The sequence below is a fragment of the Streptomyces sp. NPDC060035 genome (assembly GCF_042736635.1).
Lineage (GTDB): Bacteria > Actinomycetota > Actinomycetes > Streptomycetales > Streptomycetaceae > Streptomyces.
This window is the reverse complement of record NZ_JBHWVO010000005.1, coordinates 117203-135922: the sequence shown is the minus strand read 5'-3', so window position 1 is coordinate 135922 and position 18720 is coordinate 117203. Positions and strand designations below refer to the sequence as shown.

20 protein-coding genes are annotated in these 18720 nt (G+C 70.3%); 11 read left to right on the top strand and 9 right to left on the bottom strand.

Annotated features, from left to right (window positions below; genetic code table 11):
- Positions 1-62: 62 nt before the first annotated feature.
- On the bottom strand, positions 63-983 hold the full coding sequence (locus tag ACFWBQ_RS09820) for a glycoside hydrolase family 11 protein (RefSeq protein ID WP_385486479.1): 921 nt from the start codon (positions 981-983) through the stop codon (positions 63-65).
- Positions 984-1557: 574 nt separating this feature from the next.
- Positions 1558-2481 carry an NAD(P)-dependent oxidoreductase gene (locus ACFWBQ_RS09815; protein WP_385486005.1) on the bottom strand — a complete coding sequence of 308 codons (924 nt, stop codon included), beginning with the start codon at positions 2479-2481 and terminating at the stop codon, positions 1558-1560.
- 46 nt (positions 2482-2527) lie between these two features.
- On the opposite strand from ACFWBQ_RS09815, the gene ACFWBQ_RS09810 reads away from it, so the two are divergent.
- Positions 2528-2869, top strand: coding sequence for a winged helix-turn-helix transcriptional regulator (locus ACFWBQ_RS09810; RefSeq protein ID WP_385486003.1), 342 nt, complete (start codon positions 2528-2530; stop codon positions 2867-2869).
- A 178-nt stretch (positions 2870-3047) separates the two neighbouring features.
- Positions 3048-4166, top strand: a complete 1119-nt coding sequence (locus tag ACFWBQ_RS09805) for an NADH:flavin oxidoreductase (RefSeq protein WP_385486001.1) — start codon at positions 3048-3050, stop codon at positions 4164-4166.
- A 5-nt stretch (positions 4167-4171) separates the two neighbouring features.
- Here the strand turns inward: ACFWBQ_RS09805 and ACFWBQ_RS09800 are convergent, their stop codons facing one another.
- Positions 4172-4318, bottom strand: coding sequence for a hypothetical protein (locus ACFWBQ_RS09800; RefSeq protein ID WP_385485999.1), 147 nt, complete (start codon positions 4316-4318; stop codon positions 4172-4174).
- 6 nt (positions 4319-4324) lie between these two features.
- On the opposite strand from ACFWBQ_RS09800, the gene ACFWBQ_RS09795 reads away from it, so the two are divergent.
- A complete protein-coding gene (locus ACFWBQ_RS09795; RefSeq protein ID WP_385485997.1) occupies positions 4325-5068 on the top strand; it encodes a phosphotransferase in 744 nt (247 codons plus the stop codon).
- A gap of 100 nt (positions 5069-5168) precedes the next feature.
- Here the strand turns inward: ACFWBQ_RS09795 and ACFWBQ_RS09790 are convergent, their stop codons facing one another.
- Entirely contained in the window at positions 5169-6524 is a 1356-nt protein-coding gene (locus tag ACFWBQ_RS09790; RefSeq protein ID WP_385485995.1) for an SGNH/GDSL hydrolase family protein, read from the bottom strand.
- 32 nt (positions 6525-6556) lie between these two features.
- A complete protein-coding gene (locus tag ACFWBQ_RS09785; RefSeq protein WP_385485993.1) occupies positions 6557-7288 on the bottom strand; it encodes a polysaccharide deacetylase family protein in 732 nt (243 codons plus the stop codon).
- A gap of 322 nt (positions 7289-7610) precedes the next feature.
- Between ACFWBQ_RS09785 and ACFWBQ_RS09780 the strand changes: the two genes are divergently transcribed.
- A complete protein-coding gene (locus ACFWBQ_RS09780; RefSeq protein WP_385485991.1) occupies positions 7611-8567 on the top strand; it encodes an alpha/beta hydrolase in 957 nt (318 codons plus the stop codon).
- A 12-nt stretch (positions 8568-8579) separates the two neighbouring features.
- Here ACFWBQ_RS09780 and ACFWBQ_RS09775 read toward each other — a convergent pair whose 3' ends face one another.
- On the bottom strand, positions 8580-9764 hold the full coding sequence (locus ACFWBQ_RS09775) for a PucR family transcriptional regulator (protein ID WP_385485989.1): 1185 nt from the start codon (positions 9762-9764) through the stop codon (positions 8580-8582).
- A gap of 41 nt (positions 9765-9805) precedes the next feature.
- On the opposite strand from ACFWBQ_RS09775, the gene ACFWBQ_RS09770 reads away from it, so the two are divergent.
- The 5 genes from ACFWBQ_RS09770 (at position 9806) to ACFWBQ_RS09750 (ending at position 14805) form a co-directional block, all read left to right on the top strand.
- Positions 9806-11128: a PHB depolymerase family esterase gene (locus ACFWBQ_RS09770; RefSeq protein WP_385485987.1), complete on the top strand. Its 1323-nt coding sequence runs from the start codon at positions 9806-9808 to the stop codon at positions 11126-11128.
- A 347-nt stretch (positions 11129-11475) separates the two neighbouring features.
- Complete coding sequence (locus tag ACFWBQ_RS09765) at positions 11476-13137, top strand: ABC-F family ATP-binding cassette domain-containing protein (protein ID WP_385485985.1); 1662 nt, start codon at positions 11476-11478, stop codon at positions 13135-13137.
- A 113-nt stretch (positions 13138-13250) separates the two neighbouring features.
- On the top strand, positions 13251-13979 hold the full coding sequence (locus ACFWBQ_RS09760) for a class E sortase (protein WP_385485983.1): 729 nt from the start codon (positions 13251-13253) through the stop codon (positions 13977-13979).
- 58 nt (positions 13980-14037) lie between these two features.
- Positions 14038-14505 carry a cyclic nucleotide-binding domain-containing protein gene (locus ACFWBQ_RS09755; RefSeq protein WP_385485981.1) on the top strand — a complete coding sequence of 156 codons (468 nt, stop codon included), beginning with the start codon at positions 14038-14040 and terminating at the stop codon, positions 14503-14505.
- Positions 14506-14559: 54 nt separating this feature from the next.
- Positions 14560-14805, top strand: a complete 246-nt coding sequence (locus ACFWBQ_RS09750; protein ID WP_385485979.1) for a hypothetical protein — start codon at positions 14560-14562, stop codon at positions 14803-14805.
- 31 nt (positions 14806-14836) lie between these two features.
- Here the strand turns inward: ACFWBQ_RS09750 and ACFWBQ_RS09745 are convergent, their stop codons facing one another.
- Positions 14837-15634 carry a transglycosylase family protein gene (locus ACFWBQ_RS09745; protein ID WP_385485977.1) on the bottom strand — a complete coding sequence of 266 codons (798 nt, stop codon included), beginning with the start codon at positions 15632-15634 and terminating at the stop codon, positions 14837-14839.
- 122 nt (positions 15635-15756) lie between these two features.
- On the opposite strand from ACFWBQ_RS09745, the gene ACFWBQ_RS09740 reads away from it, so the two are divergent.
- On the top strand, positions 15757-16122 hold the full coding sequence (locus ACFWBQ_RS09740; RefSeq protein ID WP_385485975.1) for a PH domain-containing protein: 366 nt from the start codon (positions 15757-15759) through the stop codon (positions 16120-16122).
- 36 nt (positions 16123-16158) lie between these two features.
- Here the strand turns inward: ACFWBQ_RS09740 and ACFWBQ_RS09735 are convergent, their stop codons facing one another.
- Together ACFWBQ_RS09735 and ACFWBQ_RS09730 are read right to left on the bottom strand one after the other, a co-directional pair.
- A complete protein-coding gene (locus ACFWBQ_RS09735) occupies positions 16159-16893 on the bottom strand; it encodes a peptidoglycan recognition protein (protein ID WP_385485973.1) in 735 nt (244 codons plus the stop codon).
- A gap of 160 nt (positions 16894-17053) precedes the next feature.
- Complete coding sequence (locus ACFWBQ_RS09730; protein ID WP_385485971.1) at positions 17054-17698, bottom strand: ScbR family autoregulator-binding transcription factor; 645 nt, start codon at positions 17696-17698, stop codon at positions 17054-17056.
- A gap of 104 nt (positions 17699-17802) precedes the next feature.
- Here ACFWBQ_RS09730 and ACFWBQ_RS09725 point away from each other — a divergent pair, with 104 nt between their 5' ends.
- Positions 17803-18711: a ScbA/BarX family gamma-butyrolactone biosynthesis protein gene (locus ACFWBQ_RS09725; RefSeq protein WP_385485969.1), complete on the top strand. Its 909-nt coding sequence runs from the start codon at positions 17803-17805 to the stop codon at positions 18709-18711.
- Positions 18712-18720: the final 9 nt, after the last annotated feature.

Sequence of the window (18720 nt, the reverse complement as noted above, 5' to 3'; positions counted from 1 at the left end):
GGGGCGGCGGCCGGGTGCCGCCGCCCCGATGGTGCGGTGTTACGGATGTGCTTCCGGGAAGGTCAGCCGGCGCTGCAGGAGACCGTTGGCCAGGTCCAGGATCCGTTGGCCTGGAGGGTGACCCCGAAGTTGTTGCCGCTGCCGTTGGATTTGGCTGTCAGTACCTGGGCGCTCGGGTAGCTGGCACTGATGTTCCAGGTGGAGAGGATCTTCTGGGGGGACGGGACGTTCATCGTCACGGTCCAGTTGCTGGAGCCGGAGACCGCGACGTTGAGGTTGTACCGGTCGCTCCACTTGTCGCCCGCGGACAGGGTGGCGGTGCAGCCGCCGCCACCGCCACCGCCGCCGTCGTTACCGCCACCACCGGAACTGCCCAGCGTGATGTTGGAGTTCCCGCTGCTCTGGTAGCCCTCAGTGGCCATGATCATGTAGTTGTGGGTACCCAGGTTCATCCCCTTCGAGGCCCAGGCGTCGAAGTGGTTGCCGGTGGTGATGGTTCCGCCGGTTCGCTTCGACTGTCTGACACTCCAGAACTGCTTGAAGGTCTTGTTGCCCTCGATGGAGGGGGCGTTGGTGCGTGTCGTCTCGTAGATGTCGTACGTGCCGCCGTCGCTGGAAACGGTGCCCTTGAACGTTCCCGTGGGCCGGTAGGTGCCCCAGTTGTCGACGATGTAGTACTCCACGAGCGGGTTCTGCGACCACCCGTAGAGCGTCAGGTACGCGTTGCCGGACGGGTTGAAGGTGCCCGAGTAGGTGACGCTCCGGCGTCCACCGGTGCTCCAGCCCTTACCGGCCACGAAGTTCCCGGTGTTGCTCCAGGACGTGCTGTAGTTGCCGCCCGATCCCATGTTCATCGAGACCGTGCCGGAACTGTCCGTCCAGAACGAGTAGTAGTAGCCGTTGTTGGTACCGGTCTGATTCGAGTTGACGACCGTATCGGCGCTGGCGGTACCGGGCAGTGCAATAGCGGCGACGCCGGCCATCGCTATGGCGAAGGCACTGCGGATGAACAGCCTGAAGCGGCCGAATGACCTGGTGCGGCCGCTTGCGCGGCTCGTCGTACGTGCGGGTGCGACGTTCATATGCGTATTTCCTCTCGTCCTCGTAAGGCTGTTGGGGCCGGGCAGCGTGACTCGCCTTGCGAAGGTGCCGGTGAAACGGGCGACGACGGCGCGTGCGCGCCGGTGTCGCGCAGCCCGGCCGGACTGCGCCGATCGTCGTGCGCTCGGCGGCCCGGCCCCGGTGACGGGTCGTGGTGGACCCGGATCGACAGTGGTTGGGGTCTGTCAACGGCGCTCAGTGTTGATCTGCCCTCGTCAACTGTCAATAGTTTCGGCAGGAGTTACGAAACAGTCGATCGACAGAGAGGTGTTTATGATGTTCATATGACCTGGTCATCGGCACTATTGCGCCCATAGAACTCAGACCGTTCCCACAAGGCCGGTATCGCTAGATCAAAATCAAAGATCCCCATTTCCGAAAGTTTCGAAAACTTTCGGAATGCGTTGCGCAGCGCGTGCCGATGCCGGACGCGACTCGGCGAGGCCACGTGGACCATCACTCGCTTCTCAGCAGATCGACCGTGCCCGCCAGGCCCTCGTTGCCGTGGCCCTGGGCCACCCGGCGGCGCATCAGCTCCATGAACGGGGTGAGGAGCCGAGGGTCGACCGACTGGTTCTCCGCCGTGGCCAGGAGAGCCTCATTGCCCGCCGCCATCATGGCGAGGCTGGAGGTGACGCCCTGCGTGTAGGCGCCGCTTGCCAGTTGGGCGGCCATCTCGTGGGTCATGCCGGACATGGCGCCGAGCCATTCCGTGAGCAGGGTGGCGAATCCGGCCGGGTCGAGACCCTTCTCGGGGCGCACCAGGGCGAAGGCATGGGTGATACCTGCGAACATGCCGGTCATCGCGCTGAGCAGTGCGATGTCGTGCAGCGCCGCATGACCGGGGTCCTCACCGACGAACTTCACGCCGGCGGGCGCCTCCAGGGCCTCCCGGTGGCTTTCGAACAGCGCGCGGTCACCGCTGTAGAGGATGTAGCCGCCGGTCTCCGGCCGGCCGATCATCGAGGGTACGGCCATGATCCCGCCGTCCAGGAAACGAGCGCCGCGTTCCTCGGCCCAGCGGGCACGTCGCCGGGCCTCGGCGGGGGTGCTCGTGGTCAGGTTGACCACGTCCTTACCGTTCACGTCGGTTGCGCGCAGGACCTCTTCGACCGAGGCATCGTCCAGCAGGCAGAGGACGACGGGGCCGGTTGCCGAAGCCACCGCCTCGGCCGGGGTGGCCACCACCCGTGCGCCCTCGCCTGCCAGCGGTCCGGCCTTCTGCGGGGAGCGGTTCCAGACGGTGAGCGGGTGTCCCGCGAGGAGCCAGGCGCGGGCGAGCGCGGTGCCCATGTCGCCGAGGCCGAGGAGGGTGACGGGGGTCCTGGAAGAAGTGGTGTGGGTGTCCATGCCGATCAGGCTGCTATGCACCCGAACCATGATCAAGTACGCACTTTTTTGTGGGTGGTTACCTTAAAGTAAGGGGATGACCAGGCGGGACACTTACGTGTGCGGCATCGACGCGGCGATCGACGTGGTCGGTGGCAAGTGGAAGGTACTCATCCTGTGGGCGCTGGGCGGAGGGCCCTGCCGGTTCGGTGAGCTGGGGCGAGGCATTCCCGGCGTCACCGACAAGGTCCTCGCCTCGCATCTGCGGGAGTTGCAGGCTGATGGCATCGTCTCTCGGGAGGAGGCGTTCGAGGGAGCGGTACGCCACGTCACGTACGGCCTCACCCCGCTCGGCATCTCCCTGAACGAGGCGCTGAGCCCCCTGGGTGCCTGGGGCAGGGAGCACCTCCTCGGGGGGCCGAGCGCACACGACGCGTAGTCCCGACCGCTCGTCGAGTGCCCGGGACCGGGCTCGCTGCGCGTGCCCGCGGCGGGCGCCACCGCATCCGGCGGGCCCGGAGAGACCTATCCCACAGTGGCCCCGGGCGGGGATGTCGTGGCGGCACTCGGATGTTGGCTCCGGATGAACACACCCGAATCAACGAACAGGACACGACGTGACAGACGTGAACGCCGGCCGCGCAGCAGACACCCTCTCGCGCCCGTTCTCGGTCCGCGGGCTCACCTCGCGCAACCGCATCGCCATGGCGCCCATGACCAGGCAGTTCTCTCCCGGGGGCGTCCCGGGTCAGGACGTGGCGGACTACTACGCGCGACGGGCTGCCGGCGGCGTGGGGCTGATCATCACCGAGGGCACCTACATCGACCACGACTCCGCGGGCACCAGCGACCGGATCCCGCGGTTCCACGGCGAGGACGCGCTCGCGGGCTGGGCGGGTGTCGCGGACTCCGTGCACCGGGCGGGCGGCGCGATCATCCCGCAGCTGTGGCACGTGGGTGTCACACGCACCGAGGGTGCCCCGCCGGTGGCGGACGCGGAGCCCGTCGGCCCCTCGGGTGTGTCCCTGACGGGCGAGCCGAAGGGGCGCGCCATGACGCAGAAGGACCTCGACGATGTCGTTGCCGCGTTCGCCGACGCGGCTGCCGCCGCCGAGCGTCTCGGCTTCGACGGTGTCGAACTGCACGGAGCACACGGCTACTTGATCGACCAGTTCCTGTGGGCCGGCAGCAACCGCCGCACCGACGCCTACGGCGGCGGCATCGTCGCACGAACCCGTTTCGCGGCCGAGATCGTGGCGGCCTGCCGCGCAGCCGTGTCCGACTCCTTCCCCCTCTTCTTCCGCATGTCCCAGTGGAAGATGGACGCCTACGACGCGAAGCTCGCACAGACGCCCGAAGAGCTGGAATCCCTGCTCACGCCGTTGGCCGAGGCCGGTGTCGATGTCTTCCACGCATCCACCCGCCGCTACTGGCTGCCGGAGTTCGACGACTCCGATCTGAACCTCGCAGGATGGGTGAAGAAGATCAGTGGAAGGCCGACGGTCACCGTCGGCTCGGTCGGCCTGGACGGTGACTTCTTCGGCGCCTTCCAGGGGAACGGCTCCGGAGTCACCGGCATCGATCAGCTGCTGGACCGGATGGAGCGCGACGAGTTCGACATGGTCGCCATCGGCCGTGCGCTGATCGCCGACCCCGAGTGGGCAGCGAAGTCCCTGCGCGGACGCACCGGGGACATCACGCCGTTCGGCGCGGAGATGCTGGCAACCCTGCGCTGATCAGGTCACGACGAGGGCGCGGCGGGCCGGTCTCCGCCCGCGCCCGTGGCGGCACCGAGCACCCCGGCGCCGGCGTCGGACCGGCCACCGGATCCCGCCGTCGACAGTGCCTCGGGAAACCACTCGCCCGGAGCGCGGCGTGGGGAGATCATGGGCGCATGGCCATGTCCGGACCTCCGCCGTCCACCGTGCAGGTACCTGCGCGTATCGCCGAACTGGCCGGGGATCAGGCCCTGCTGCCCGTGTGGCAGAACGAGTTGGGCGGCCTGACCTTCCGTATCGGCGACGGGGACGGCCGGCTGTTCGCCAAGTGGGCTCCGGCGGGCTCCGGGCTGGACCTGGCCGCCGAGGCGGCCCGCCTGCGGTGGGCCCGCCCTTTCACGCCCGTTCCCCGCGTACGCGACCGCGGAACGGACCGGGACGGATCCTGGCTGGTCACCCACGGGCTTCCCGGCGAGAATGCCGTCACTCCCCGCTGGAAGGCGGATCCCGGCAGGGCCGTGCGTGCGCTGGGGGCAGGGCTGCGGGCCCTGCACGAGCGGCTGCCCGTGGCCGACTGCCCCTTCCGCTGGTCCGTGGAGGACCGTCTGGCACGCGCCCGGCTCGCGGGCATCGAGGTGCCCTCGGAGCTGTCCGGTGCCCCGGCGACCGACCGCCTCGTCGTGTGCCACGGCGACCCCTGCGCACCGAACACGCTGCTCGACGAGGACGGCACCTGGTCCGGTCACGTGGACATGGGATCCCTCGGTGCAGCCGACCGATGGGCCGATCTGGCCGTTGCCACCTGGAGCACCGGGTGGAACTACGGCCCCGGCTGGGAGGGCGCTCTCCTCGACGCCTACGAAATCGCCCCCGACCCGCACCGGACCGACTTCTACCGCCGTCTCTGGTCCGCGACGTGAGTGGCTGTCCGGTCCCGGCCCCGGCGTTCCCCGTCGTCACGCCCTGAGGGGACCGCGTCACGGGTCCGGACCGCCGCTCGCCGTCAACCACCCGAGGGGCTCAGCGCAGCAGGTGGAGGGGCACGGCCCGGGACATCACCTCGGCTCCGGCGTCGTTGGGGTGGAGGTGGTCGCCGCTGTCGTAGCGCGCCAGGAGGCGTTGCGGGTCGGACGGGTCGCGCAGGGCCCTGTCGAAGTCGATCACCCCGTCGTACGCACCGCTCGTACGGATCCAGCGGTTCACCGTCTGCCGAGCGGCCTCGTTCTCCGGGCTGTAGAAGCCGAGGGTGTCGTTCTTGAACGGCAGGATCGTGCCGCCGTACGCCGTCAGGCCCCGGTCGTGCGCGCGGGCGATGATCTGGCGGTGGGCGTCGACGAGGTCGGCCGCGGTGACCCTCTCCGACTCCGGGGCGACCGTTCCGGGATGGCCGAGGTCGTTCACGCCGAGGAGCACGATGAGGTGCTCGGCTCCGGGCTGGGAGGCGACGTCGCGGTCGAAGCGGCGCAGTGCGCTCTGACCGAAGTACGCCGCGAAGTTCTCGGCCTCGGATCCGGCCGGGGGGTTGGGGTCGTGCAGGAGGCGGTTGCCGCTGATGCCCTCGTTGAGTACTCCCACGGCGTGCGGACCGTATGCGGCGTTCAGGCGCCCGGCCAGGAAGTCGGGCCAGCGGTGGTTGGCGTCCGCGTCGGTGTCGGCGCCGTCGGTGATGGAGTCGCCGAACGTGACGACGGCCGAGGAGCGTTCGGAGCGGCCGGTGCTCACACTCACGCCGGTCAGGAAGTACCAGCGGTCGATGGTGGCGGTCGCGTCGATGTCGCTGCGCCCGGTGACGTTTCCGGAGGCGACGTAGTTGTGCTGGAAGGCGAACGCATGGAGCGTCGAGCCCGGGGTGCGCTCGGGCAGGTGGATGCTCACCACCAGATCGGACCCGGCGGGCACCCGCAGGGAGACCGGGTCGCTGAGCACCGGGGCACCCGCGGGGATCGTCACGGACGTGCGGCCGCCGAAGGTGAGCGGGCGGTCGGTACGCGGGTCGATGCGGGAGGCCGGTCCGTCGGCGGCCCGGCGGGCGAGGTGCGCCGCACCGATGACCAGGGGCAGGCTGCCGAACTCGTTCGACAGCCGGATCCGCACCCGCTCGCCCCCGATGCTGGTGCGGACGGTCTGACGGATGGTCTCGTCCTCGAACGCGGTGGTGTCCGAGGCCGGGGTCGCCGTGGGCGTGGTGGCCCAGGTACCGGTCCATGCCGCGTCGGCGGTCCGGTGGGCTGCGGGCCGGAAGGAGGAGCCGGCGGAGGGCTCGGCGGAGGTGGCCGGCGCCGTGCCCAGGAGCAGGGCTCCGGTGAGTACGGCCACCAGATGGCGGCCCGCACGTCGTGCGCCCAGGGCGCCGGACCTTGCGGAATGCGGTCTCATACGGATCTCCTGAAGAGGTGTGAGGAGGTACGTCAGGCTCTGCGGGCGGGCTTGTCGAAGCGCCAGTGGGCGGCCCGCAGTGCGGGAACGATCCGGTCGACGGCCTCGACGGTCTGGCTGCGGTCGCCGCCTCCGTCGTGGAGGAGCACCACCGCCCCGGGGGTAACGCCCTCCTCGATGCGCCGGACCAGCTCGTCGGTACCCGGCGGCTCCCAGTCGCCGATCGCCAGCCGCCAGCCCAGCGGCTGCATCCCCAGGCCGGCCGCCACCTTCGGTGTCTGCCCCCAGCTCCCGTACGGAGCACGGAAGTAGGGAATACGCGCACCGGGTGCGGCCCGGCGGATCTCGGCGTTGGTCCGTTCCAGGTCCGCCCGGATGTCCTCGGCCGGCCAGGCCGCCATGTCGTCGTGGCGCATCGTGTGGTTGCACAGCGTGTGGCCGCCCGCGACGATCGCCCGCACCAGTTCGGGGTGCTCCTTGACGTGGTCGCCCCACAGGCAGAACACCGCCTTGACGTGGTGCTTGCGCAGCACTTTCAGGAGCCGCGGGGTGTCGGTGGGATTCGGGCCGTCGTCGAAGGTCAGGGCGACGGTTCTGCCGCCGCGCCGGGTGGAGTCGACGATCCCGGTTCCGGCCTGCTGCCCGGCGTGGGCGGGCACCGTCGCGGTGAGGGCGGCCATGCACAGCCCACCGGAGAGCAGCAGGGGCGTCACACGGCGGCGCAGGCGGATACGCAGGCGGGTACGGGTGCGGAAAGTGGTCAACGCTGGTCCCCTCTGAGGCGTCACGCATCGCCGGGTACGAAAGTTTCGGACAGTCCGGCGATCGGGCGAGCAGACGGTAGAGAAGCCTCCCGGCCGACGTCAAGAGGGCCCAATTCCCCTCCCATGGACGCGTTTTCGCTGGTCGAGGCGAGTCGGCGCGGTCATACGGGGTGCGGTCGGCGCCGAATTCGGCGTGGAAGACGCACAGGTGTCGGACCGGTGCAGACCTTCTCCCGACACATGTCGGATGACCTGGGGGAACGCCCCGTGACACCGTCTCACTCACGACGCCGCCGCCTGCGGCCCGGACCGGAGGAGGGGCATGCTCTCGCATCATCGTTTCGATCCGGAACTGGCCGCCGCGCTCACCATGATGCCCGAGGTCGACATCACCGACCTGGGCGCTGCCAGGGCCGCACAGGCCCAGCAGCTGACCGCGTCCCTCGCTGCGGCGGACACCACGGGGGTGGACATCCGGGAGGTCACCGTCCCCGGCCCGGACCGCGCACCCGAGGTCGCACTGCGGATCTACCGGCCCCGGTCGGTCCAGGGGCCGCTGCCCGTCGTCTACAGCATCCACGGCGGAGGCTTCGTCCTGGGCTCGCCGGACGTCGACCACGACTGGAATCTGCTGCTCTGCCGGGACCTAGGGGCACTCGTGGTCTCCGTCGACTACCGGCTCGCCCCCGAACACCCCTTCCCCGCACCGCTGGAGGACTGCTACGCCGGACTGACCGGGCTCGTGGCGAGCGCCACGGAGCTGGGTGTCCGGGCCGACCGGGTCGCCCTGTGGGGCGACAGCGCCGGAGCGGGTCTCGCCGCCGGACTGACCCTGCTCGCCCGGGACCGCAAGGGGCCCGCCATCTGCTTCCAGCATCTGTGCAGCCCCGCGCTCGACGACCGGCTGGAGACCTCGAGCGCACGGCAGTTCACCGACACCCCCGTGTGGAACCGGCGCAGTGCCCGCCTCAGCTGGGAGGCCTATCTGGGGGACGGGGTACGGGGCACCGCCGGCGTCTCCCCGTACGCGGCACCCGCCCGCGCCGGGGCCGCCGCCCTGTCCGGACTGCCACCCGCGTACGTGTCGGTGATGGAGTTCGATCCGCTGCGGGACGAGGGCACCGACTACGTCCGTGCGCTGCGGGCCGCCGGGGTGCCCGCACAGCTGCGGCTGTTCCCCGGCACCTTCCACGGCGCCTGGGCCGTGGAGCACGCCGCCGTCATACGGAACGCGACCGCCGAGGCCGTCGCCGCGCTACGCACGGCACTGGGGCGGTAGGCCGGTGCGCGCTCATCCGTCCCCGGCGTCGCCGTCCTCGGACCGCGCCAGCCGCCAGGCGTACAGGGCAAGTTGGGCACTGAACCGGTCCTGCGGGTCACGCAGCCGGAGGCCGAGCTCCTTCTCGACGTGGGCCAGCCGCGCGGCCACCGAGCTGTGGTGCAGGTGGAGTTCCACGGCAGCCTGCCGCAGCGAGCCCGTACGGCAGAACGCGGCCAGCGCCGCCAGGAGGTCGCCGCCCTGCCCGGCCCCCTCGCCGCAGGCCAGCTTCGTCAGCCGCCGTACGTCCTCCTGGGCACGCAGCCGCTCCACCGGGATGTCCGCCAGCAGAGCGACCGGGCCGAGCTCACCGTGGTCCGCCACCGACTCCTCGGGGGCGCCCGCCACGGCGAACCGCAGGGCGGAGCACGCCTGTTCCCACGAGAGCCGCGCGTCCAGCGGGCCGGCGGGGCCGCCGACCCCCACCCGTACCGCGTGCGCGGGCCGGTGGGCCGTGCCCCGCTCACGGCCCCGTTCGTGCAGGGCCGCCCGTAGTTCCACAGTCGTCGACGCCGTACGGGCACCGGGTCCGTCCCCGTCCGCGCACTGCACCAGCACCGCCCCCAGCGCACCGGCCCGCGCCACCCGGACCGTGCCCCGCACGGCACCGCGCCCCAGCAGCGCCACCGCCTCCAGCCCGGCGTCCGTCCCCGGCCGGCCGGTCACCGCGACCACCCGCAGCGGCACATCGGGGGCCAGCCCCAGCAGCCGCAGCGCACGGATCCGGTCCGCGGCGTCCTCGCGCCCGGACAGCACCAGTTCCACCAGAGCCGGATCGGCCGCGGTGGGCACCCGGGGCTGCCAGGGGCGGCCCGCCAGCACGCGGGCGGTGATCGCCATCCACTCCAGGACGAGCTCGTCGAACGGCCCCGGCACACCGGGCCGTTCCAGCCACACACCGCCGGACGGCTCCAGATCCACCCGGCCGGAGACCTGCGCGGGTACGCCCGGCAGCGCGAGGCCGTCCGGCCCGAACCGTGTCGCCCGCCCGTCGGGCAGCTCGAGGCCCGCCGCACACCCGGCAAGTCCCGCGGTCGACCGCGTCAGGGACACCGGATCGAGGCCGCCGCCCAGCAGCGCCTCGAAGTGGGCGATCACGCGTACGGCGGTGGCGGCGTCCGCGTCCAGCGCCGACAGCCGCAGCAACAGGCCTTTCACAGCAGTCCCTTCACAGCTGTCAGTCTAGGAAGGACAGGAACATGACCAACAGATCCCTGCACGCACCGGCGGCCGGAAGGCGATCGGCGAGAGCACTGCTGACAGCCCTCCTCGCGGGCGTGTTACCCCTCGTGTCGGCGCTCCTCCTCGCCGTCGCGCCCCCGGCCTCCGCCGCTTCGCTGACGGAGGTGACCTCCTTCGGCAGCAACCCGAGCAATCTGAGGATGCATCTGTACGTGCCGGACACCGTCCAGCAGCGGCCGGCCGTCCTGGTGGCGGTGCACTACTGCACAGGCTCCGGCCCGGCGTTCTACTCGGGCACGGAGTTCGCCTCGCTCGCCGACCGGTACGGGTTCATCGTCGTGTACCCGTCGGCGACCAGGAGCGGCAACTGCTTCGACGTCTCCTCGCCGCAGGCCCTCAGGCGTGACGGGGGCAGCGACCCGGTGGGCATCAGGTCCATGGTCACGTACGTCCAGCAGCAGTACGGCGCCGACTCCGGCCGGATCTACGTCACCGGCGCCTCCTCGGGCGCCATGATGACCAACGTCCTGCTGGGCAACTACCCCGACGTCTTCAAGGCGGGGGCCGCCTTCATGGGCGTACCGCACTCCTGCTTCGCGACCACCGACGGATCGGGCTGGAACAGCGCCTGCGCGAACGGCACCGTCGACAGGACGCCGCAGGCATGGGGCGACCTGGTCCGTGCCGCGTATCCCGGGTACAGCGGTGCCCGGCCCCGGATGCAGATCTGGCACGGCACCGAGGACAGCACGCTGCGCTACCCGAACTTCAACGAGCAGATCGACCAGTGGACCAATGTCCACGGCGTGAGCCGTACACCCGCGGCCACCGACACCCCGCAGTCCGGCTGGACCCGCACCCGCTACGGCGCCACCGGCAGCCAGGCCCCCGTGGAGGCCATCAGCATCCAGGGTGTCGGCCACTCCCTTCCGACCGGCGGCATGGCGGCCCGGGCCCTCACGTTCTTCGGCCTGGACGGCACCACGACCACCCCGCCCGACCCGGACCCCGGCCCGGAGCCGGGTGCCTGCCGGGTGGGATACACGACCAGCGCCTGGAACACCGGCCTGACCGCGACCCTCACCCTCACCAACACCTCCGCCGCGGCCATCAGCAGCTGGTCGCTCGCCTTCACCCTGCCCGCGGGCCAGACCATCACCTCCGGCTGGGGTGCGACGTACAGTCCGAGCAGCGGTGCGGTGACGGCGAGAAACCTCTCGTACAACGGCGCACTCGCCGCCGGAGCCTCAGTACAGATAGGCCTCCAGGCGAGCCACACCGGTAACACCGGGAAGCCCGCGTCCTTCGCGCTGAACGGATCCGTCTGCTCCACCGCCTGACAGCGTCCCGGTCCCGGCAGGACGTCCCCCCTGCCGGGACCGGGCATACCTGCGCACCAGCGGGCCCCGGCTCCGTTGCGTTACAGTCGTTGGGTCCTGTTGTCTCCGATAGAGGTGGACGTTGCGCATCTGAGGTTCGCGATCATCGCGCGGTACGGCACTCGCCGTAGCCCTGTCACGCTGCCGTCGGCTTTCCTGCCGCCCCGTGACCCCGCGTGGATGCGACCTCGGTGCATGAGCCGTCCCCCGCACTCCGGAGGACCGCACCCCTCTTCCCATGGCCTGGTCGCCGCGTGGTGCTCGCATACGAAGCCCCTGTTCACGTGCTTGCGACTGCGAGGATCACCATGTCCCATCCCCTCACGCCCACGGCTTCCCTCACCTGCTCCGCCCTGTCCTTCCACTGGCCGGACGGCACGGAGGTCCTCGACGGGCTCTCCCTCAGCATCGGCCGGGGCCGCACCGGCCTCGTCGGCAGCAACGGCTCCGGCAAGTCCACCCTGCTGCGCCTGCTGGCCGGCCGGCTGCGCCCCGCCCAGGGTTCGGTGACCGTGGGCGGCAGCCTCGCCTACCTTCCGCAGAACCTCACCCTCGACACGGGACTGCGTGTGGAGAGCGCACTCGGCATCGCCGAGCGGCGCACGGCGCTGCGCGCCATCGAGGCCGGCGACGTCGCCGAGGAGCACTTCGAGACCGTCGGCGACGACTGGGACGTCGAGGAGCGTGCCCTGGCGACCCTGGGCTCGCTCGGGCTCGGCGGCATCGACCTCGACCGCACCGTCGGACAGCTGTCCGGCGGCGAAACCGTACTGCTGCGCCTGGCAGCCCTGCTGCTGGAGCGCCCCGACGTCCTGCTGCTCGACGAACCGACCAACAATCTCGACCTGTTCGCGCGCCGCAGACTCTACGAGGCCGTCGAGTCCTGGCGCTCCGGAGTGCTCGTCGTGGTCAGCCACGACCGTGACCTGCTGGAACGGGTCGACCGCATCGCCGAGCTGCGGTCCGGTTCCGTGAGCTGGTACGGAGGTGGCTGGTCCGACTACGAGGAGGCGCTGGCCACTCAGCAGGAAGCGGCAGGACGCATGCTGCGGGCCGCCGAGTGGGACGTACGCCGTCAGAAGCGTGAGCTGGAGGAGACGCACATCAAGGTGGCCCGCCGACAGCGCCACAACAAGAAGATGGACGCCCAGCGGCGGGCCCCGCGCATCGTCGCCGGGGAGCACAAGCGGTCCGCGCAGGAGTCGGCCGGCAAGCTGCGCGGCCTGCACGAGGACCGCCTGCAGGAGGCACGCGAGCGGCTCGACGAGGCCTCGGACGCGATCCGCGACGACGCCGAGATCCGGGTGAGCCTTCCCCGTACCGCCGTACCCGCAGGCCGCACCGTCCTGAGCCTTCACGGGCTGCACCCGCGGTTCGGCGCGCTGCGCGACGGCGAGCTCCATGTGCAGGGCCCCGAACGCATCGCCCTGGTCGGGCGCAACGGCGCGGGCAAGACGACGCTGCTGCGGACCCTCACCGGAGAGCTCGCACCGCTGTCCGGCGAGGCCAGGACGTACGTACCGCTGCGCTTCCTCCCCCAGCGCCTCGACGTGCTGGACGAACAGTTGAGCGTCGCGGCGAACGTGGCCCGGCTGGCTCCCGGGATCACCGACAACCACATCCGCTCCCAGCTCGCCCGGTTCCTCTTCAAGGGGGCGCGCGCCGAACAGCCGGCGGGCACCCTCTCGGGCGGCGAACGCTTCCGCGCCGCGCTCGCGGCGACGATGCTCGCCGCGCCTGCCCCGCAGCTGCTGCTGCTCGACGAACCGACCAACAACCTGGACATGGCAAGCGTGCGGCAGCTGGCGGGCGCACTCGACTCCTACGAGGGCGCGCTCGTGATCGCCGGCCACGATCTGGCCTTCCTGGAGTCGGTCGGAATCACCCGCTGGCTGCTCGTCGGGGAAGAGCTCCACGAGACGACCGCGGAGGAGGTACGCGACCTGCTCGCAGCTCCGGAGCCCGGCTGAGCAGGGCCGGGGCAGGGTGAGCGCCCGACCGGACACCGGTGGTGTACTGGAGGGAGCGGGCCGTGGACCGTGGTCCGCTCCGGCACCTGCCGACAACTGATCCGGATCCCCCCATGCACAGTCTCCGAAGAGTTCCCCGGGCGCTCGCCGGCGCGACACTCGTCGCGCTGGCGGCCGGCTGCTCGGCCGCGGCGTCCGGGCAGGCCACAGCACCGGCCCCCGTCGTGGCCTCGGCCTCGGCCTCCGCACCCGCCTCCGCATCCGCACCGGTCGCAGCACCGGCCCCGGCAGCAGTCCCGGCACAGCCACCCGCCGACAGAACCGATCCGCGCACCGAGACCGCGACGCTCTCCATCCCGTCGATCGGCCTCACCGATCTGCGCGTGGTTCCGTACAAGGGGACGACGGACGACTGGCCGGGGACCCGTATCCAGAACCGCGGCGTCGCGGCCAGTCCGTACGGCGAGGACGGCGGTGTGGGCCCGGGCGAGGTCGGGAACTATCTCGTGACGGCACACCGGCTCTCCGCGGGCGGGCCCCTGCGCGAGCTCCCGTCCGTCGGCAAGGGCGACTCCGTCTTCGTCGCGGAGGGCGGCACGGTCTACGAGTACCGGATCACCGAGTCCAGGAAGACCTCCTTCCGGTCCGAGCGCTCCCTCGCCGAGCAGCGGGCCGAGGTCCCGGGCTCTCCTGGGGAGAAGCCGTCCAAGGCGATGATCACGCTCTCCACCTGCGCCACGCCCGAGGACAACGCGGCGGGCAACTTCTGGCGGGACGACAGGGACAATCCGGAGCACCGCATCGACAGGATCGGCGTGCTGGTGGCCTCTCGTCCGTCATGAGCCGTCGGGCTGTTCGATTACGTGACATCACTTGTACCTTTCACAGGAGCGATGCCCCATGCCGAAGACCAGGAGTCTGCTCGACACGCTCCCGTCCGGGAGCCGGGAACGCCTGCTCGCCGAGACGTCGCACGAGGTGCCCCTGGTGCAGGACGCGCGCGTCTTCGAAGAGGGCCGGCGTGCCGACCGCTTCTGGATCATCCGGTCCGGCCGGGTCGAGGTCGACCTCCGGGTACCCGGGCGGCGTGCGGCGGTCGTGGAGACGCTGGGCCGGGACGACCTCCTTGGCTGGTCGTGGCTCTTCCCTCCCCATGTGTGGCATCTGGGCGCGCATGTGGTCCATGCGGGACGGGCGGTGGAGTTCGACGCGGCGGCGGTCCGTGCCCTGTGCGAGGACGACGCAGTGCTGGGCCGTGCGGTGTACAAGTACGTCGCCGAGACGGTCGCGGAGCGGCTGTACGGAACCCGTACGCGACTGATGCAGTTGTACGGGCCCCAGGCCGGGGCGGATGCCTCCGAAGTCTGAAGCAAAAAGTACGGAAAAGTTTCGACTTGTCCGCTGTAGGACTACCGTAAAAGCATGGCCAGAATCGAGCGTCACCACGAACGACAGGCGGAGCACGCATGTCCGGCCTGCAAGCACCACGTCGAGACGGAGCTGAAGCGGCACAAGACCCTCGGAATCTTCGTCCCCGTCTGGGGTCCGGGCCCGTGCCGGAATCCCGAGTGCACGGCGTACGTGACGGAGGCGGAGGGGGCCGCCGGGGTACCGAGGTCCGGTAGGGCTGCCCGTAACAACGGGAACACTGCCGTCGCCGACCGATGACCGGCGCCACGAACCGGAGGACATACCTGGCTCAGGCGGTCAGGCGGAGGCGCTGGCCGGGGTAGATGAGGTCCGGTCCCTCGTCCAGCAGCTCGCGGTTCAGTTCGTACAGGGCGTCGGTGCCACCGGCTACGTCCGCGCGCTCGGCGATGACGGAGAGACAGTCGCCCGGCTCGACCACGTAGGTCCGGTCACCGGCGAGTTCATGGGAGTCAACGGCTTCAGCAGCTTCGGACGCTTCGGAGGCTTCGGGTGCTTCGGAGGCTTCGGACGCCCTGGGGGAATGGCTCTCCGTGCTGCTCGAACTGCCGCTCGACTGCCGGTTCGGTGAGCTCTGTGCCGTCTCGTTCTGCTGGGCGGTACTGCCGGCCTGAGGACTCGGCGCACCGTTCGCACCGAGACGCCCGCAGGTGGGCCAGGCCGACAGACCCTGGGAACGGGCGACGCGTTCACCGACGGCGATCTGCTCGGACCGGGTGGCGAGGTCGGCGCGCGGTGCGTACTGCCCGCCGCCGTACGCCCGCCAGGTGGAGGGGGCGAACTGCAGGCCCCCGTGGTAGCCGTTGCCGGTATTGATGTTCCAGCGGCCGTTGCTCTCGCACGCGGCGATGCGGTCCCAGTCGGTGCCCGTGAGGTGGGCCGGTGCGGCGACAGCCTGCACGGTGGCGGTCCGGGCGGCGACTGCCTGCGCGGTGGCCGCATGAGCGGATGCGACCCGGGCAGGAGCGTCCGCGGCGCTGCGGCCGGCCAGGCCCAGCACGCTCAGGAGAATCAGCAGAAGGGCGAGCGCCGATTCGACGGGCCGCTTGGCGAGGGGTGATGCCGGCATGACGGTATTCCTCCGCTGTGCTCCGAAAGCTGTTCTAGGGCACGTACAGATAAGCCACCGATATGCTTTTTTTTGGGCTTTGACGCGTTCAACGTCCGCACATTCACTCGGGTGGAGGTCTCATGGCACTGTTCGGAAACGCGCACACGGTCGATCCGGCCGCGGCACAGCGGGATTACGCACGCCTGCTCGGCCAGGGCGAGCAGGTACACGCCGCGTACCTGCTGATCCGCGACACGATTCTGTTCACCGACCGTCGGCTCGTCCTCGTCGACAAGCAGGGGATCACCGGCAAGAAGGTCGAGTACCACTCCGTCCCGTACCGCAGCATCACGCACTTCGCGGTGGAGACAGCCGGCACGTTCGACCTCGACGCCGAGCTCAAGATCTGGATCTCCGGCACGTCCGTTCCGATCCAGAAGACCTTCACCAAGGGTGTCGACATCTACGAAGTGCAGGCCATCCTCACGCAGTTCGTGGCGCGGTAGGCCCGAAGGAACCGGCCGGGCGACGGGGACCGGGTGCTACGCGTGCGGTGCCCGCAGCCTGGCCATCTCCTCGCGGATCGCCGGCAGTTGTGCGTACAGCTCCTCGCCGGGGCAGCTGGTCCGGTAGGTGTCCCGGTGGCCGGACACGGCATGGAGGTGGACCACCTCACCCCGCCGGTACAGGCTCTCGTCGTTCGTCGAGACCATGCGTACGGTGCTCCGCGGATCGATGCCCCGGCGCAGCTTCCACGCGCCCACCTTCGCGATCCCCTCCATGAGCGCCGTCGGTACAGGTGTCCCGGGTCCGAAGTTGCCCAGGGCCGCGATCCCCACGCTGTGGGCGTTGAACCCCTTGGCATGGGCGCCTCGTACGGACCGGCCGACACCACCGGCCCTGCCCTCGTATATGGTCCCGCAGCGGTCGACGACGAAGTTGTAGCCGATGTCGTCCCACCCCTCGCCGGAGACGTGGTCCTCCTCCATCGCCCGGAGCATCCTGGGGGCATCGGCGCAGTCGTAGTTGTTGGTGTGGTTGGTGTGGTGGACGAAGACCGCGTTGACCGCACCCGTGTAGGTCGCGTCCTCCTTGACCAGGCTCTCGTCCGCGTGCCAGGCCGCCCGGCTGACGATCGCCGGCCGCGGGGCTCCGACCGGCGCTTCGGGCTCGGCAGTGGCCGGCTCCGGCGCGACCAGCCGGACCGGGGCGTCCCGGAGCACCAGGACGGCAAGCGGCACAACCATGGCACCCAGGGCTGTTCGACGAAGCCACATAGGGCCACCCTGCCCCCTGACCAGCCACTTCGCAGTCGCGCAGCACCCACTCGGGTGAAGCCGGGACGCGACGTCACCGTGCGCCCGCGGTGTGCGGCGCAGGGCGTCGGCGCGCCCGTGCGGGGTACGGCGCGTGGCATAGCCGCGCGCCCGCGCCGGGTCAGGACGCGGCGGCCGTCCTGCTCTCCTCGAGGAGGCGTTCCGCACGGTGCGGGGAGGTGTCCAGCCGGGCCAGTACACCGGGGACGGCGTTGTTGGGGAGGATGAGCTCGAAGAGGGCCGAGATCTCCGCGACCAGATCGGGTGGCTCCGCCATCGACTCGGTCACCAGTTGGACCCCGGTCCAGGCACCGACGAACAGCCGTGACGTCATGACCGGGTCGACATGCGGCAGCAGCTCGCCCCGCTCCTTGGCCTCGGAGAGTATCTCGACACCCATGGAGATCCAGTCCGGCCAGCGGGTGCCGAACAGTCCGCGCGCCCGAGGGTCGACGGACAGCCGGATCGACGCGCTGAGCAGGGGTTCTCTGGGCAGCCTGTAGGCGAGCAGGAGGGCTATGTCCACCCATTCCTGAAGCTTGAACGTCTGGGGCGTGACGCCCTCCGCGGTCACCGCCTCTTCGAGAACGCCGCGGGCCAGCTCTTCCTTCGAGGTGAAGTGGAAGTACAGCGCACCCCTCGTGAGACCTGCCCGTTCGAGGATCGCGGCGATGGTCGCGGCGTCGTAACCGTGCTCGTCGAAGACCTCCGCAGCGGCCTCCAGGAAGACTCTGCGCGTCCGGATCGCCCGTTGCTGCCTTGCCAACTCGCGCTCCCCTTGAATTGACCTTGCGCCTGTTCAAAAAAGACCGGTGAACCGGTATCATATCAGCGCCAGGGGCCCGCTTTGCGCCAGAGTCCGGGGGGACCGTGCCTGAAGTACCTGTTTTCCCGCATACGCCTCACACCGACGTACGGGACGGGGTGCCGAAGGAATACGTCCACCTCGGACGCGACGACACGGTTTTCATCACCGGATGGCGACGCCTCAAAGATGGCGAGTTCTCGCTCACCGCCCAATGGCCCGCTCCCGATGACGGACTGCGCTATGACCTTCGGGTACTCACGCAGACCATTCGGCAGAGCGGCCTGGTCATAGCCCATGCAGCGTACGGCGTTCCACTGTCCCATCAAACCCTGCTGCACTACTTCGACTTCACTGTCGTTCCGGGATTCGATGTTTCCTCCGGCCGGCCGTCCCCCCTCACCATCGAGATCTCCGTCTCGGAACCGACGAAGAACAGACGGACCGTCAGTTCCCTGGGTATGGATGTGCGGATCTTCCAGGACAACACCATGGTGGCGCGGGCGGATTCGGAGTTCGGCTGGATATCTCCTGCCGCCTATCGCCGACTTCGCGGCGAGCACATCACGGCCGGCTGGAACGAATGGCCGCTGCCCGCGCCTGTAGACCCCCGGACGGTCCGCCGGACGAGCGGCACCGATGTGGTCCTGGCGCCCGGCGAACGGCCGCACCAGTGGCAACTGCGCAACGACACCGACAACTTCCTCCTGTACGACCACCCGGTCGACCATGTCCCGGGGCTCGTCCTGATGGAGGCTGCCCACCAGGCCGCGCACGCCGTGCTGCACCCCGCCTCCTTCGAACCCACCACCGTTGCCAGCGCCTTCGAGCGCTACGTCGAATTCGACCGCCCCTGCTGGATCGAGGCGGACGTCGTACCCGCCGTCGGCCCCGGGCAGTCCGCCGTTCTGGTCACGGGGACACAGAACGGGCAGACGGTGTTCCGGGGCCGGCTGAGCGGTCCGTGCGGCTGACGGCTCCCA